A 16451-nucleotide genomic window follows, 5' to 3' on the forward strand; every position below is an offset into this window, starting at 1 on the left:
CTGACTACCGCGCTACCTGCGATGAAGTGGACAACGAGGCCAGTAGCGACATAATGCGATTAAGATCGTCGCTTTCTAAGCTACCCACTGCGATATGCAGAGAGATCATATCCAAAGCGTAGTTACCAACAGTGTCAACGTATTTTATACGCTGGTCGTATAAGCTGGCCCGAGCATCCAGCACATCGACTAGATCCCGAAGGCCAAGCTGTTCGCCACGTTCAGCAGCGTCCAGAAATAGCTGACTTGATTCAATTGATTGGTTGAGCGCTTGCAAACGGCGCTCTCCGCCATTTAAGGCTCTTATACGCTTACGCACTTCCTGGATGGCAAGATTACGCTCATTGTCGACAGCAGCCAGACCCGCTTCAATGCGTTTTTCACCTTGCCGAACACTAGCGTTGGTATAACCACCGCGATAAATCGGCACGCTCAGCTCTACGCCCGCGCGATAATCTTCGCTCTCCCTTAGTTCATCGTCGCTGACTCGGTCAGAATAGCTAAGGTTTAGATTTAACTCTGGGTAATACCCCGAACGCCTAGCGCTTGTATCAGCTTGCGCAACTTGCTGCTCTTGCTGGGCTAATAAGACTTTTAGGTTTTGGCCAGTGCGCGGAATCCATTCGTCGGGACTACCAATATCGCCATTGAGAGTAACAGTGGTCAACTCACCAGGCGCTGAACTTTGAAACCTTGGCATTACACCCGTCAGGCGTTCCAATTCGCTAAGCGCATTGTCTAACTCATTTTCAGCTTCAACTGCGTCAGAGACAGCCTGATCGTACCTAGATTGAGCCTCCAATAAGTCGACCCGATTGCCAACACCTAGATCAAATGCACGACTTGCTTGGCGCACCTGTAGTTCAAGGGAATCTTGTTGAGACTCTAACAAACCTAATCGCTGCGACGCTAAATAAGCTTTTATATAGGCCTCACTAACTTGCAATGCTAGCTCTTGCTCAACCACAGCCAATTGAAGCTCAGCAGAACTTACTTGGGCGTTGGCAATATCCATCTTGCGCCAGCGCTCCAAGCTGAAAAGCGGCTGCTGCAGTTGAATTTGATAATAAGTCTCATCAATTTCACCTGGACGCTGGGCAGGCTGATCTAGGCCAAAATCATCTGGAGACGTTTGGATATTTGTAGAGTCTTGCCATAAGTACCCCCCGGACGCTGTGACCTGTGGCAGAAGTTGCGAACGGGCCATCGGCACTTCTTCGCGAGTGGCATCTAACTCATGACGCTGACGTGAAAGGTCTGCGTCATGGCGTAGAGCCCTGGAAAAAAGATCAGGCAATGAGGGCAACGCTAGGGAAGCTGCTTCGCTATTAGCAAGCGCTTCTAATTCAGTAAGAGCCTGCTGATCAGCAGGTATATCGCTCTGCGATAATGCAGACTGACTTAACAGCGTGACAGTAAGTGCAAGCGCACTAAGAGTAAAATGTGGCGTCCGTATCATTAATCCTCCCGGATAGCGCGAGCTAACATATCGGCAATTGGTTTCGCAATATAGCTGGCAAATGTACGCTCGCCTGTCCGAATCATAACTTCTGCAGGCATACCGGATAACAGCTGCATTTGCTCCGTCATATCCTGCCGCCCATCTTCCGTTACTCTAATACGGGCTTTGTAATAGCGCTGACCAGTCGCTTCATCTTCAAAACTATCGGCACTAAGATGAATAATTTCGCCATCAATAACGTTTGTTAAGCGCTGATTGAAGGCAGAAAAACGAATTTCAGCAAGTTGGCCTATATAAAGATTGTCGATATCGCGACTAGGTATACGCGCTTCCACCACAAAACCATCGTTAGAGGGCACAACTTCCATAATGGTGTCACCAGGGCGAACGACTGCGCCAATAGTGTGTATCTTGCGCCCAACCACGGTGCCGGAAGCAGGCGAGTGAATAACGGTCCGGTTTACTTGGTCTGTTAACGAAGTAATGCGCTCCTCTGCCTCAGCTATTTGCGTCTGCGCATCTCGCAGTAGCTCACCCACCTCGGCTTGAAACTCTTGCAGGGTAGTCTCTTTTTTCAGGCGACTTTCGCTGATTCTTGAGCGCAACTGAGCAATATTAGCTTGAAACTCCGCGTTATCACCTTCGTACTGCAGCACTTGTCGCTCAAGTTCACGTAGGCGTTGATTATCGCCCAACCCTTCGCGGTAGAGCGAACGGAAGTCTTCTGCTTCAGAGCGTAACGAACGAATACGCTGATTGTTAACATGAATACGTGACTCAAGCCCATCAATTTGCTCTTGCATTTGAATAATTTGCTGATCCATCGCATCCATCGTGCCTTGCAACGATTGACGACGAGCAGCAAAGAGGCTTTGCTGAACAGCAGTGATCTGCTGGATTCTCGCATTATCAACCGACATCAGCTCTTCGGGCATCTCAAGCATTTCTGCGCCCTGCTGCTCAGCTAACAAACGTACTTCCATTGCACGGTTGATAAAATATTGCGATTGGGCAATTTCTAGCTGTGAACGCACCTGGGTATCGCTCAAGATCACCAACGGCTGCCCAGCTTCCACCTTAGCGCCGTCTTCGACAAGCAGTTCACGTACGATACCACCTTCAAGATGCTGTACCGAACGCTTGAAAGACTCCATGGAAACGTTGCCAGGCGCAACAACGGCGACGGCCAGCGAAGCCGTCACAGACCAAAGAACGAACCCCCCTAGTGCAATGCCCAAAATGGCATAACCTAGTTTTCGATAACCTTTATCACTCGTTGGCAATGCCTCTTGTGCCTCGCCATCTAGGGTAACCGGGCCTTGGGGCGTTACATCAATTTCCCTATTAGCTGGAACCTTGTCTTTCTGCTGGCTCATGTCGTTTCCTCGCTGCCACTACCATTTCCACGACCGCCTGCAATAGCAGAAAGGCGAGTGGCGTTTTGTTGGCTAACCTGGGGGCGCGATTTTTTGGCAAATTGTGCCAATACTTGATCACGAGGACCGAACATACTGACTTGACCTTCTTTCATTACCAACAGCTTATCCATGCCTTTTAGAACACTGGTACGGTGGCTAATAACAAAGAGCGTCGTACCTTCTGTTTTCAATTGAGCAATAGCTTGGCCCAGCGCTTTTTCACCAGCATCGTCTAAGTTAGCGTTAGGCTCATCTAGAACGACGAGGACTGGGTTGCCATACAATGCGCGAGCAAGCCCGAGGCGCTGGCGCTGCCCCCCGGAAAGCGCGCCACTGTTAGATGCAATCACGGTGTCGTAGCCATTGGATAGCTCTAACACCATTTCATGAACACCCGCTTTTTGGGCCGCAACAACCACTTTTTCAGGGTCAATGTCCCCAAAACGGGCAATATTTTCACTGATGGTGCCATCAAACAGTTCGATATCTTGTGGCAAATAGCCAATGTAGGGGCCAAGTTCGTCACGGTTGTATTGGTTAACCGCACCACCATCAAGTCGTACGTCCCCAACCTGTGTTGGCCATATCCCCAACAGCACGCGGGCAAGCGTTGATTTACCTGCCGCACTTGGGCCAATAATGCCAACATGCTCGCCTTTAGCGACGCTAAAGTTAATACCTCGGATGGTAGCCATACGTGCACCGGGAGGAGCAGCCGCTACGTTCTCCACATCGATAATGCCTTTCGGCGCTGGCAGAGACATATGACGCTGCTCATCGGGTATCTGCGTCAGTAGCTCGTTTAATCGGCTATACGAGCCACGTGCAGCTACAAAGCCTTTCCAGCCACCGATCATTTGATCAATAGGTGCCAGCGCACGCCCCATTAGAATAGACCCGGCAATCATCATGCCGGGAGTCATCTCCCCTTGGAGCACTAAAAGCGCACCTAGCCCAAGAATTAATGACTGAAAGAGCAAACGCATTACTTTAGACGTATTGGTCAAAGCGCCTGCACGGTCACTCGCTTGTGACTGTTTAGCAAGGAATTCATGATGGCGCTTTGACCAGCGTCCCATAATGCCGGGCAGCATGCCCATAGCATGCAGTACTTCTGCATTTCGCAGGTTAGAGTTGGCTAGGTTCTGTGCTTGAATTTGCTCGCTATTGGCTTCGGCAAGTAAGGTCTTAGTAGATTTTTCATTAGCCACCGCTAGCGCAAATAGAATAATGCCCGCGCAGGTAGCAAACACCCCTAGCCAGGGATGAAAAATAAACAGAATGCCAAGATAAACGGGCACCCAAGGGGCGTCAAAAAAGGCAAACAATCCATTCCCAGTTAGAAACTGTCGTAAACCGGTCAAGTCATTTAGCGGCTGAGCACTTTGAGCCCCTGGAGCAACTAAACTACGGCGAAACATGGCACCATAGAGGCGCTGATTAATCGTAGTATCTAATCGGTTCCCTATCCTAACCAACATTCTTGACCGAACTAGCTCAAGCCCCCCCATCACCATAAAAAGAAAGATGACGACAAGCGTCAGCATGATGAGCGTATCGAGACTTTGCGTGGTAAGCACGCGGTCATACACCTGGAGCATGTACATGGGGGGAACTAGCATGAGCAAATTGACGAACATGCTAAAAAAGCCCACCGATACAAACGAACCCTTACAGGCGCTTAACGCACGCTGCAGATCCGTTGCTTCCTGTTGCTTTGCCATGGAAGGGTCACCGTTGAATCAAAGGAGTCACGCGAGGATTATCGCGGCAGCATAACAGAAACGCCCCTGCCTAGGGTAGGGGCGTTGAAAGCACTGAGTGTTGAGTGAGATAAACAACGTGCTTACCCAACAGAGTTAGGTTGCTTCATTAGCCAAACAGCATCACGCTCTCTGCTGACTCTGTGAAACCAACCATAACAGCACCGCGCTCAGCTCCATTATCTAGCTTATCAAGCCAATATGCTTGACCTGCCGCATCTGAAGCCCTTTCGAGTACATTTTCATACATCAGTTCAATATAGGCATCGTTTTCTATACTACCGTATTGCCTTGCAAACTCCTCTGATCCCACAAAGCTATCAGCAATATCATTCAGGTTGACCGATTCACTCACTTCAAGCCAGTAGCCTAACCCTTTGCCATCCGCTGTGCGGTCAAAAGCGGCATCGTAAAGGCGTAGTAGCGGATCGACAGGTGCATCAAAGACAGCATCGCTGCGCTCACCAAGGTTTTGGATTCGTAGATCTTCGCTAGCAGGGGTTTCTTGTTCACTAAACGGTGTTTCGCTAAACATGCTGGCCATGTATTCAGCGAAGGCATCCTGCTCTGTGCCTTTTTCGGCGAAGTCAAAGAGGCCGTCATCCTCGAAGGCACTCATAAGATCTATCCGGTTTTGGTAGCTGTCTTCACCTAGCGGATAGCCGTCGCCGCCATCAGCCAAAAAGCCTAGCGTGACGACTTTGACAGCCTCTTCAGCACTACCTACCAGGCGGCCATTGGCGGCGAGTACATCGTTGGTACTGCCATCGTCATTAACAATGACCGCATTTTGGATGCGCTCGCCAGCGGGCTGGCTAAGATCATAGCTGTACTGAATACCGCCCACCTGGGCAAACTGACCTGCGGTGACCCCCGGTGCCGATGCAGCAACCGCATGCTCCAGAACCTCCAGCAGTTTGCTGCGTGTGATAGTGATTATGGCTAGGTCGTTGTTGAACCGAAGTGATGACGCTGCATCCAGCTGAGATACGCCGCCCTCTGGTTTACCAATGGCGGAATTGGCACTTGGGGCTTGGTAGCTTGGCTCACTGTCGCTTCCTTCTACGACGACATTACCAATCGGTTCACGGATACCACCGCCGTTTTTGAACGATACCACGACGTCTTCGTCAAGTTGCTTGGCATACCAGAGGTTGGCATCCGCGGTTAGGTTACCCAGGTTGGTTTCTTCGGTGCGCACCGCTGCCCGCTCACCAACTAAGTATACATCGGTCAAACCAAGGATATTGCCGTCTTGCTCAGCAACAAACTCACCCACCGAGCCGACTAAATCATTAGCAATATTACCTTTAGTGCCTTCGGCGAAGGCGCTTACCAGGTCTCCCCATAGCGCTTCTACCTGTTCATCGGTAGAGGCGTAGATACCAGAAGAGTCTTCATCGATGGCGTCAGCAATCACACGACCCTGCTCGTCAAACTCGACAACCAGCTCTGCAACGTAGCGCCAGCCCCCGTCAGTATTAACGACGACTACATCGTTACCTGAAGCGTCCTGAGTCACGATGGGGTAAGTGTCATAGGGCTCACCCGCCCCTGGGAACAAGCCACGATCCTGGTCTTCCTGGTCTGCCAGCAAGCTATTGGAACCACCGGCAATGACGATATCGACGCCGTCCAGCAGTGTCGCCAACTCTTCTTCAAACTGAATTTGCTGAAGGTGCGAGCTGAGGATGATTTTATTGATGCCCTGCGCCTCAAGGTCATCAATGACGGGCTGAATAAGCTCGGCCAGGGCTTGCATGTCATTGCTGCCACCGGTCAGCACATTGACATCGCCAGGTGAAGAGATGCTCTCCAGAATTTGGGTAGTCACGCCAATAATGCCGATTTTCTCTCCGCCACGCTCAGCAATGACCGCCGGAGCTAGCTTAGGCTTATTAGCGCCTGCCAACAGTTCCTCCAAGGTGGCTTGGAAGGCGTCTTGGCTTAATATTTCTTCGGTCGCTAAGCCACTTAGAGCGGAATCGCCTGAGAAGTCTAGGTTGGCGGACAGATAAGGAAACTGCGAACCTAGCCACTCAACGTCTGCTGTAGAACCGCCGTTCACGACCGCTGCAATCATTGCTTCGATCAGCCCGGTACCCAAATCAAATTCATGATTGCCCAATGTCACGGCCGCCGCGTCTGCCAGATCCATCAATAGAGTCTCAACGCGCCCAGAAGCGGCCGTAATACCGCTCATGGAGCCAGCTTCCAACCCATAAATCTCTTCAACCGCTGCTTGGAAGGCTGCCTGTAGGCTTGAATCAGCGGCAGCGTTCAAGTATGGCCCAGGCAACACTAAATCTCCCGAGCTGACAAACAGCGAGTTAGCGTATTGGTCTTCTAAGTGATCCACGATAGAGATGAAATTGGGTGCATTAAGCAGGTCTCCCCCTCCCCCCTCCATATCGGCTGCGTGCAGGAGCTGAAGCTGGAAGTTACTCATGGCGATTCCCTTTTTTAATCGATGGAGAAAACAGGCAAACATGAGATTACGCAGCTAGCCATTGCAAATACATGACGCTTTAAAGAAAAAAAATTTTCACGTTGCTATAAGTCGCTTAGCCCCTAAGTATCATAAAAATAAAACATTTAAGTAATTTAATTGCTATGACTCAGTAATAAATTCAGCCCTTCTATTCATTCTTTAAGGGCTGGTTAAATGACCAATTTTGAGCTTGTTTCTACGTTATATCACGATATTTTGTTGCGTGAGCCGGATGAGGCTGGCGCTAATTATTGGACTGCCGCCCTGGATAGCGGGACTGCCGATGTTGCAACCACTCTTGACTCAATGGTGGCCAGCAATGAATTTCAGTTGCAAATCCAGCCTATTATTACGCTCTATAGTGTTCATCTATTACGTACGCCTGACCTTTCAGGCCTCAAGTACTGGGTCAATGAGTACCGCAACGGCTTAGCATTAGAAGAGATTTCCAATAGCTTTCAAGCGTCTAATGAGTTCGAAACCACCACTTCTAACTTGAACGATACCGCTTGGCTAAATCAACTCTACAACAGTGTTCTTAACCGCGAGCCAGACCCAGAAGGCTTAGCATACTGGTCAACGCTGCTGGCAGAAGGGCTGTCTCGAGAGGAGCTTGTCGCAGCATTTATGAACAGCAGCGAAAGCATTGAACAGCAGCCAGCACGTGCATTAGCTCCTTTACTCGGCGATGGCTCCAGCGTGGATGATGTTGAGTCGCTACTGAGTCGTTATATTGAGCAGCTTGAAAGTGAACCAGAAGAACCAGAAGAACCTGAAGTACCAACAGAACCTGAAGAGCCAGCAGAACCTGAAGTACCAACAGAACCTGAAGAGCCAGCAGAACCTGAAGAGCCAGCAGAACCTGAAGAGCCCAGTCAGCCTGAGCCAAGCAACCCAAACTTCAACCTGGGAGAGCGCTACCACACGGGCACTTCTGACGCTTCAGCAGCGATTGCCGTGGGTGAGGGTCTAATGCTGGTGGCGGATGACGAAGATCAAGTGTTACGCCTCTATGAGCGCGACACTGATGGCGCCCCTCTGGCGGAAATTAACCTGAATACTGCCCTGGGCTTGAATGACACCCAGGAGGTGGACTTGGAAGCGGTGGCGACTTATCAAGGCACCCACTACTGGCTAGGCTCCCACGAGAGCAGCCAGCGCTCGATGATCTTCGCCACTCAAGTGACCGGTGATAATGCTGAGAATTTGAGCATTGAGGTGACGGGCCAGTTTACCGATTTAGCCAGCCAGCTTAACGACTGGGATGCCCAAAATGGCCATGGGCTTGGTGAAAGTGCGCTAAGCCTCTCGTTAGGGGTCAATATTGAAGGCGCTGTGTTTATCGGTGACTCCCTCTATCTTGGCCTCCGCTCGCCGTTGGATGATGGCTTCGCACAATTAGTGCCCGTTGAAAATGTGATTGACCTCGTCTCTGGTGAGGCTAACGAAGCTTCCTTTGGCGATCCCCTGCGCTTAGACCTGGATGGCCGCGCGGTGCGTTCTATTGAACCTGCTGGCGATGAAGGTTATCTGGTACTGGCGGGCCCGGTTAACGATGACGACGACGTCGGCTTTGGTCTTTACCTATGGGATGGCGATTATGCCGTTCGTGAAATAGACGGCCCGGATCTCAATACCCTACCGGACGCACTAACGGCGAAGCCGGAATCACTTTTCGATGTTTCTATCACCGAGTCGGGCGTTACTGCGAGCGTGCTATTTGATAGCGGCACGGTGGATTGGTTAGAGGATGGTCAAGAGTCTAAGGATCTACCCGCCGAACAGCAGCGCTTTGTGAGCACAGGCATTGAATTCAACCTGCCTGATTTTGCACCTCAGGCCGGTGACATTGCGATTACTGCGCTCAGTGGCAGTGAAAAATCCTTCCAGTTCGTCGCATTGAAAGGTATCAGCGGAGGTGCGGAAATTACCTTTACTGACTCAGGCTGGGCAGGCGATGGCTTCCGCGCCAGCGAAGGCGCCGTTAAGTGGACGGCGCCTGAAGGCGGTGTACCGGCAGGCACGGTTGTTACTTATACTGCGGACTCTTCGCAATTCACTCCTGCTAATAGCAGCGACGTGGGTAATAACGGGTTTAATCTTTCGGTCGGCGGTGACCAAGTACTTGCTTTCGTCGGCGAGGCGAGCGACCCAACATTTATCTACGCGGCTCAAACAAACAGCGATGCGTGGCAGGACACTGCAGACTCCTCTAATAACTCTGCCCTGCCGCCTGGCCTTGAAGAGGGTGTCACTGCGGTTGCCGTTGGCAGCGCACGCAATGCCGCCTTTACCGGCAATGGCTTCGGCACGACGGAGGAGCTATTAAGCGCCGTTGGCAACCCAGAGAATTGGTCATTTGAGTACGCTGAACTACCCACCAATGCCACCACTGACTTTCATGTGGGCACGATGGAAGCACCTTATGTGCCAGGCGAGCGCGATATTGGCTTAGCCATCACTGAGATATGGTCGGGCCAAAGTGGCTCTGACGTCACCGCCGATTGGTTTGAAGTCACTAACCGTTCTTCTGAAGCGCTTGATTTCAGCAATATGCCGCTTTACTACGATGATGACAGCGCCGATCCCGTAGATGCTATTGAAATTAAGGGGCTAAGCTCGCTGGCTCCTGGCGAATCCGCGATTGTCATGGTCGACGGCGATGCCGAATCAGTCGCGGAATTCCGTTCAGCGTGGAGCAACCTGGATAATATCGACACCCTAAAAATCGGTTATGCCGAAAACGCTTCTGGCCTGGGCGGTGGCGGCGATGCCGTAACGCTATGGCAAGGTGACCCACGTGTTGATGGCAACCAGGTGGCAACGGAGGCCTACCCAGATACCGACGGGTTTGACGCCGCTTCCTGGGATGTGGATTTAGGAAAATTCACCACCACTGATACTGAGGGGGCGATTAGCTCTGATGCACTGGGCGGTGATGGTAGTGATGTACCCGCTATTGCATCACCAGGATTGGCCAATGAGCCAAAAGTGGATATTACGCTGATTTCTGCAATACAGGGTGACTCGAGCAGCAGCACTTTAGAGGGTGAAAACGTTACCCTTGAAGCCATCGTCACCATGGTAGCGCCTGGTTTGGATGGCTTCTTCCTGCAAGAGGAAGATAGCGATAACGACAATAATGCCGAGACCTCAGAAGGTATCTTTGTGTATGCAGGCAGCGGCAGTGATGAGTGGCTGGAACAAATCTCTGCCGGCGACCAGATTCGTATTAGCGGCGAGGTCTCAGAGTATTTCGAGAAAACGCAATTAACTGCCGAACGCGGCAGCCTTGAGGTACTGGCGAACAATGTATCCCTGCCTGAAAGCCAGCGAATCATCATGCCGTTTACCGACAAACAAGGCCTGGAAGCCTTTGAAGGTATGCGAGTCGCCATAGAAGCAATGGACGGTGAGCCGTTGGTGGTTACCGAGCTTTACGAGCTGGGCCGTTACGGTGAAGTCACGCTTTCATCCGGTGGCCGCTTAGAGCAGTTCACTGAAGTCAACGAGCCTGATGTAGAAGGCTATAGCGCGTGGCTTGAAGATGCAGAGGCGCGCACCATCAAAATCGATGACGCGAACTCGACACAAAACGCTGATCCAATTATTTATGGTCGTAACGGTGAGGAGCTTTCTGGCACTAACCCGCTGCGTGGTGGCGACGAGCTTCAGACACTCGAAGGCGTGCTTGATTACAACTTCGAAGAGTGGAAAGTTCAAAACGTCGAAGGTCTGGACTTTACCGGCGCTGAGCGTCCGGCGACACCTGATACGGACGCCCTGGGTGAGGCCGATATTACGGCGGCCTCTTTCAATGTATTGAACTACTTCACGACTCTGAATGAAAACGGCAATAAAACAGAGACCTTAAATGGCACCCTGCATAATCCTCGTGGTGCCAATAATGCCGAAGAGTTTGCCCGCCAGGAAGCCAAAATCGTTGAGGCGATTAATACCAGCGGTGCTGATGTGGTGGGGCTGATGGAAATCGAGAATAACGGCTATGGTGACGATAGCGCCATCGCAACGTTGGTTGATGCACTGAATGCAGATGTGCAGGATAAAAACATTCAGGATGTCACTTGGGCTTACAGCGTCCCCGAAGATGAGAATGGCAACACCACTAGCCCTGGGGATGACGCCATTGCCGTTGGGGTCATCTACAACAGTCAGGCGGTGACACCTACGGGCGCTGCAGTCACTAAAACCGATGGGGCTTTCGCCGCTGCAAACCGCGCACCGGTGATGCAAACCTTCGAAGATAATAAAGGTGAAACCTTTTCGGTGGTGGTTAATCACTTCAAATCCAAAGGCAGTGTCGTCAATGGGGAAGAGGCTATCGGCGACGGACAGGCCAACAACAACCCCACACGAGTCGAGGCCGCGGAGGAATTGCTTGAATGGCTATCCACCCAGCCCACCGGTAGCAATGACAGCGATGTGCTGATTCTCGGCGACTTGAATGCTTATGCCATGGAAGACCCCATCACAACCCTGAAAAATGCTGGCTATGACCTGCTTGATGATGATTACAGCTACGTCTTTGATGGTTTCTGGGGTTCTTTGGATCATGCGTTAGCCAGTGAAACGCTCGCAACACAGGTCACGGGCACCACGACCTGGCACATTAATGCGGATGAGGCATCTGCTTTGGACTACAACACCGACTTCACCAGCGACCGTCAGGATGACAACCTATACGCCGATGATGCGTTCCGTAGCTCAGACCATGACCCTATCTTAGTAGGTCTGAATTTAGGCCTCGCTGAAGCTTAATAAAAAGGACTGACATTTGCTGATGGCCTCCGCTTGCGGGGGCCTTTTTTGTCTTGGCAACTTGCTATTACAACTGCCCACTTCAATAGCCAAAGCACCCCGTAGCGCTTCACGCCTAGGGTGTTAAACTCATGGCAGGCACTTTCTCCAGGAGATACATGTTGAGCTCAGTACGTTCCACGACCGCGATTATTGATGACAGCGGCATTGCTTTTGGTACCAGCGGCGCGCGAGGGCTGGTTGAACAGTTTACCGATGAAGTATGTGCGGCCTTTACCGTGGCGTTTATTAGCGCCATGCGCACATCCTTTCCAGTGGAGCGCATTGCGTTAGGCATGGATCGCCGCCCCAGCAGCCCCGCGATGGCAGCCGCCTGCACTAGCGCGGCCCATGCACTGGGAGTGGAGGTGGATGACTATGGCGTATTGCCCACTCCCGCACTGGCGCTAAAGGCGATGGCGGATGGCATACCCTGCATTATGATTACCGGCAGTCATATCCCGTTTGACCGGAACGGCATCAAGTTTTATCGCCCTGATGGCGAGATCACCAAAGCTGATGAAATTGCCATTCTTAATGCCGAGGCAGCAATGCCTACCCTCGCTGCACCAGCGCGCGGCGAGGTCTCTGAAGCAGCGAACAAGGCATACTCCCGACGCTTCACAGCGTGGTTTCCAGGTGAACCATTGAAAGGTTGGCGGGTAGGTTTATACCAGCACTCCGCTGCAGGCCGTGATTTAAGCGCGCATATTTTGAGCGAGCTAGGTGCGGATGTGGTGGTATTAGGCCGCAGCGAGGCCTTCGTTCCCGTGGATACCGAAGCCGTTAGCGACGAGGATCAGGCCCAAGGTCGTGCCTGGGCAAGCCAGCACCAGTTACAGGCCCTGTTGTCTACTGATGGTGATGGTGATCGCCCATTGCTGGGGGATGAAACGGGGACATGGCAGCGTGGTGATATCGTAGGTTTACTCTGCGCCCGTGCATTGGGAATCGAAGCATTGGCTGTCCCGGTAAGCTGCAATACGGCGATAGAAGCCTGCGGTGCCTTCCGGCTAGTTGAGCGCACGCGTATCGGCTCACCCTATGTATTGGACAGTATGGCTGAACTCAATAAGCGATTTGCGCGAGTGGCTGGGTTTGAGGCCAACGGCGGCTTTCTATTGGGAAGCAGTCTGGAAAACGATGGCCGTCAGTTAGCCGCACTACCCACCCGTGATGCGCTACTACCTGCTCTTACGTTAATGGTGATGGCCGCCCAACGCGGGGTTAACCTTTCGCAGTTAATCGCTGACTTACCTGCTCGTTATACGGCAAGCGATAGACTCAAAGATTTCGCCACAGAGAAAAGCCATGCGTTGCTGGCCGAGTGGCAAACCTCGCCTGAGCTGATGCAGCAAACGTTAGGGCTTCAGTCTCGCATTTCAGTGGTGAATAGTACCGATGGCCTAAGAGCTACGCTTGAAAATGGCGATATTGTGCATCTTCGCCCCTCTGGTAATGCGCCGGAGCTACGTTGCTATAGCGAATCAGCTTCGCAAGCAGACGCAGCCGCACTGGTAAAACAGAGCTTGGCCGCTCTCGAAAGGCTGAACTAAGGACCTTATTCTTAAAAAGAACGGAGCATTAACAAAGAACGGGCGACCCTAATAGGCCGCCCGTTCTTTGTGGCTATCCTTAGCCAAGGAGAATGGTTATAGCTGCTTATTTATAAACCGGAAGCCGCGCACAAACCTCGGCCACTTTATCCAGCACTTGGGCTTCGATTGAACTGGTGTCCTCACCTTTAGCAAGTACATCTAAGATGTCACAAATCCAACCGGCCAATGTACTACACTCTTGTTCACTGAACCCGCGCGTGGTCACCGCCGGGGTGCCAATGCGCAAACCAGAGGTCACGAATGGGCTTTGCGGATCGTTAGGCACCGCATTTTTGTTCACAGTAATGTGAGCGCGGCCCAGGGCGGCATCTGCATCTTTACCGGTCACGCCCTGCTTGATCAAAGACAGCAGGAACAGGTGATCTTCGGTACCACCAGAAACGATATCGTAACCGCGATCGATAAACACCTTGGCCATCGCCTGGGCGTTTTTGACCACCTGCTGCTGGTAAGCTTTGAATTCAGGCGCCATAGCTTCTTTGAAGCAGATCGCCTTGGCAGCAATAACATGCATCAACGGGCCGCCCTGACCACCCGGGAAGACAGCTGACTGCAGCTTTTTCTCGATATCCGCATCGTTTTCAGCGGAGAGAATAACGCCGCTGCGTGGGCCACGCAGGGTTTTGTGCGTGGTAGATGTGACGACGTGAGCATGGGGCAGCGGGCTTGGGTAAATGCCTGCAGCAACCAAGCCAGAAACGTGCGCCATATCAACCAACAAGTAGGCACCTACTTCATCAGCGATCTCACGGAACTTAGCCCAATCGACAATTTGCGAGTAGGCAGAGAAACCAGCAATAATCATTTTGGGCTTGTGCTCGCGAGCAAGCTCAGCCACCTGATCGTAATCAATCAAGCCCTGTTCGTTCAGCCCATACTGGATAGCATTGTAGTGCTTGCCAGAGAAGTTAGGCTTGGCACCATGGGTTAAGTGACCACCGGCATCCAGGCTCATCCCCAAGATGGTGTCACCCGGCGTTACCAGCGCTTGGAAAACCGCGCTGTTGGCCTGTGAACCAGAGTGAGGCTGAACATTCACATAGGTCGCGCCGAACAGCTGCTTGGCGTAGTCGATCGCAAGATTTTCAGCGATATCAACAAATTCACAGCCGCCGTAGTAGCGCTTACCTGGATAGCCTTCGGCGTATTTATTGGTCAGCTGGCTGCCTTGCGCTTCCAGTACGCGGGGGCTGGCGTAGTTTTCAGAAGCAATCAATTCAATGTGAGCTTCCTGGCGTGCAACTTCTTTTTGCATCGCGTCAAAAAGCACATCATCGAATCCGGCAATTGTCATATCGCGGCTGAACATCGGCGGGAACCTCGTTACAAAAGGATCATCATGGGGAAACTAGGCCGCTATCATAACGCAGCCTGACGCGACTTTCATCGCATCCGCGTCAGGTCGTGCATGAGCGTATTTCATGTTGCCGTCATTATCAAAAAACTGACTAACTGGTCAACCGCGCTACTTTAGCTCATAGGTGAACGTAAACCGCTCAGTACTCGCCATCGGGTTCATCATGAATTGGTTAAAAGTAAACGGATTGGGCAATGCGATATTGACCGTTAAGGCTTGGGAATGGCCAGCCATAATGTCGACCATCCCAGTCATTAATTTGGTTATTTGCGAGCCTAACATGGGCTCAAGCTGACGAGCCTGCCCCACCGCCATAGAGATTGCTTGCGCTTCGGTAATATTCTCGTGCGCGGCGATCTCGGTAGTTAATCGCGGCAGCAACCCTTCATCGGTATAGGCCACAACGACCTCACCACCATGTAACGTGGCTGATTCAAACAACGCAGGGTTTTGCATTGCCTGCTCAATGGAAACGCTTTTTGGCAAACTGATCGGCAAATCAAGGCTGTATTCAATTCCCGCAGCACTACTCAAGCGCACATAGCCATCAGCAATCAAGCGGTCGGTTGCCCCCTCTTCCTCCCAGCGAGAGTGACTGCGCCCTTCAGCCTGTAACTGACCATTTCCCCCTGTGAGTATTTTGTTGAAGGTTTCGAACGCTTGTCGTTGCTCGAGTGGCAATAAAGGCAGCAGCCCACCAATATCAAAAAATGCGCCTTCGAAGCCCGCATCGCCCACATAGGAATTGCCTTCTACCCAGGCGCTATCCAACGCTACGCGCCAACCATCCCCGGACAGATCCATGCCATTCAACGCGGCATGTTCCACGCTCTCCTCCCCAGGTGTATCGATTCCGGTTAGCTGCTCAACCCGTAAGTTAGCGAGCGAAAAAACTGAACTAATGCCATTTTTCAAGTCATTAAAATCGGCACTGACGCCCTGTATATCGAACAACCCAATAGCGCTACTGCTGACCTCTTCAAACGTCAGCGTTTCAATGTGCAGTTGCCCCTCAAACGGAGGAGAATCTAGCTCACTAAAAAACTCATCCGCCGCCCCACCCTGTAGGTTTAGCGTGATGTCACGCGCATTCAGTGCCTTCCATACCATGTCAGGTGCACTCATTTCATCAATCGATGGCACTGCTTGCGAGGCGTTAGGCAATTCAATGGAGGCAACGCTGAGAAAAGGCAATGAGTTACCTGCCTCGCTAACGGCCATACCATCAATGACTACATTGTCTGGACGATGATAGTCACCCTCAACGAGGTAACGTTCGATAGTAAACACATCGCCATTGGCATAAGTGATAGCAATATCTTCAGCGACAATAGCGTCAGGCTGCTCATACACTTGGGCAACTGTGAATGCGCTCGACTCACTACCTAGCCGCTCACGAAGCTCTGCTTCAAGCTGCTGAGGTGACGCACTAACCGCACCGGAAAGTAGCAGCAACGAAACCCCAGCAGTAAGCTGGCGATGACCTACAGACACAGACATGTCATGACCTCCTTGTGAGAAGC

8 protein-coding genes are annotated in these 16451 nt (G+C 51.7%); 2 read left to right on the forward strand and 6 right to left on the reverse strand.

Annotation, left to right across the window (positions count from 1 at the left end; genetic code table 11):
* Positions 1 to 4: 4 nt before the first annotated feature.
* The 4 genes from NF683_RS21180 to NF683_RS21195 all read right to left on the reverse strand — a co-directional run bounded on the left by NF683_RS21180 (position 5) and on the right by NF683_RS21195 (position 7092).
* Positions 5 to 1459 carry a TolC family outer membrane protein gene (locus tag NF683_RS21180; RefSeq protein WP_253920928.1) on the reverse strand — a complete coding sequence of 485 codons (1455 nt, stop codon included), beginning with the start codon at positions 1457 to 1459 and terminating at the stop codon, positions 5 to 7.
* Entirely contained in the window at positions 1459 to 2838 is a 1380-nt protein-coding gene (locus NF683_RS21185) for an HlyD family type I secretion periplasmic adaptor subunit (RefSeq protein WP_253920929.1), read from the reverse strand. The genes NF683_RS21180 and NF683_RS21185 overlap by 1 nt, the downstream gene beginning before the upstream one ends.
* Positions 2835 to 4604, reverse strand: a complete 1770-nt coding sequence (locus NF683_RS21190) for a type I secretion system permease/ATPase (protein WP_089037388.1) — start codon at positions 4602 to 4604, stop codon at positions 2835 to 2837. Before NF683_RS21190 ends, NF683_RS21185 begins: the two co-directional genes overlap by 4 nt.
* 148 nt (positions 4605 to 4752) lie before the next feature.
* Positions 4753 to 7092, reverse strand: a complete 2340-nt coding sequence (locus NF683_RS21195) for a DUF4214 domain-containing protein (protein WP_253920930.1) — start codon at positions 7090 to 7092, stop codon at positions 4753 to 4755.
* 216 nt (positions 7093 to 7308) lie between these two features.
* Between NF683_RS21195 and NF683_RS21200 the strand changes: the two genes are divergently transcribed.
* Together NF683_RS21200 and NF683_RS21205 are read left to right on the forward strand one after the other, a co-directional pair.
* The gene (locus NF683_RS21200; RefSeq protein WP_253920931.1) at positions 7309 to 11913 is read left to right on the forward strand and encodes an ExeM/NucH family extracellular endonuclease; all 4605 of its coding nucleotides are present in this window, start codon (positions 7309 to 7311) and stop codon (positions 11911 to 11913) included.
* A gap of 158 nt (positions 11914 to 12071) precedes the next feature.
* Entirely contained in the window at positions 12072 to 13508 is a 1437-nt protein-coding gene (locus NF683_RS21205) for a phosphomannomutase (protein WP_253920932.1), read from the forward strand.
* 106 nt (positions 13509 to 13614) lie between these two features.
* Here the strand turns inward: NF683_RS21205 and glyA are convergent, their stop codons facing one another.
* Positions 13615 to 14880, reverse strand: coding sequence for a serine hydroxymethyltransferase (glyA, locus tag NF683_RS21210; RefSeq protein ID WP_193085882.1), 1266 nt, complete (start codon positions 14878 to 14880; stop codon positions 13615 to 13617).
* 156 nt (positions 14881 to 15036) lie between these two features.
* Positions 15037 to 16428 (reverse strand): hypothetical protein, encoded by a 1392-nt coding sequence (locus tag NF683_RS21215; protein WP_253920934.1) that lies wholly within the window; start codon positions 16426 to 16428, stop codon positions 15037 to 15039.
* Positions 16429 to 16451: the final 23 nt, after the last annotated feature.

It is taken from the genome of Halomonas sp. MS1 (assembly GCF_024182575.1).
Classification (GTDB): domain Bacteria; phylum Pseudomonadota; class Gammaproteobacteria; order Pseudomonadales; family Halomonadaceae; genus Vreelandella.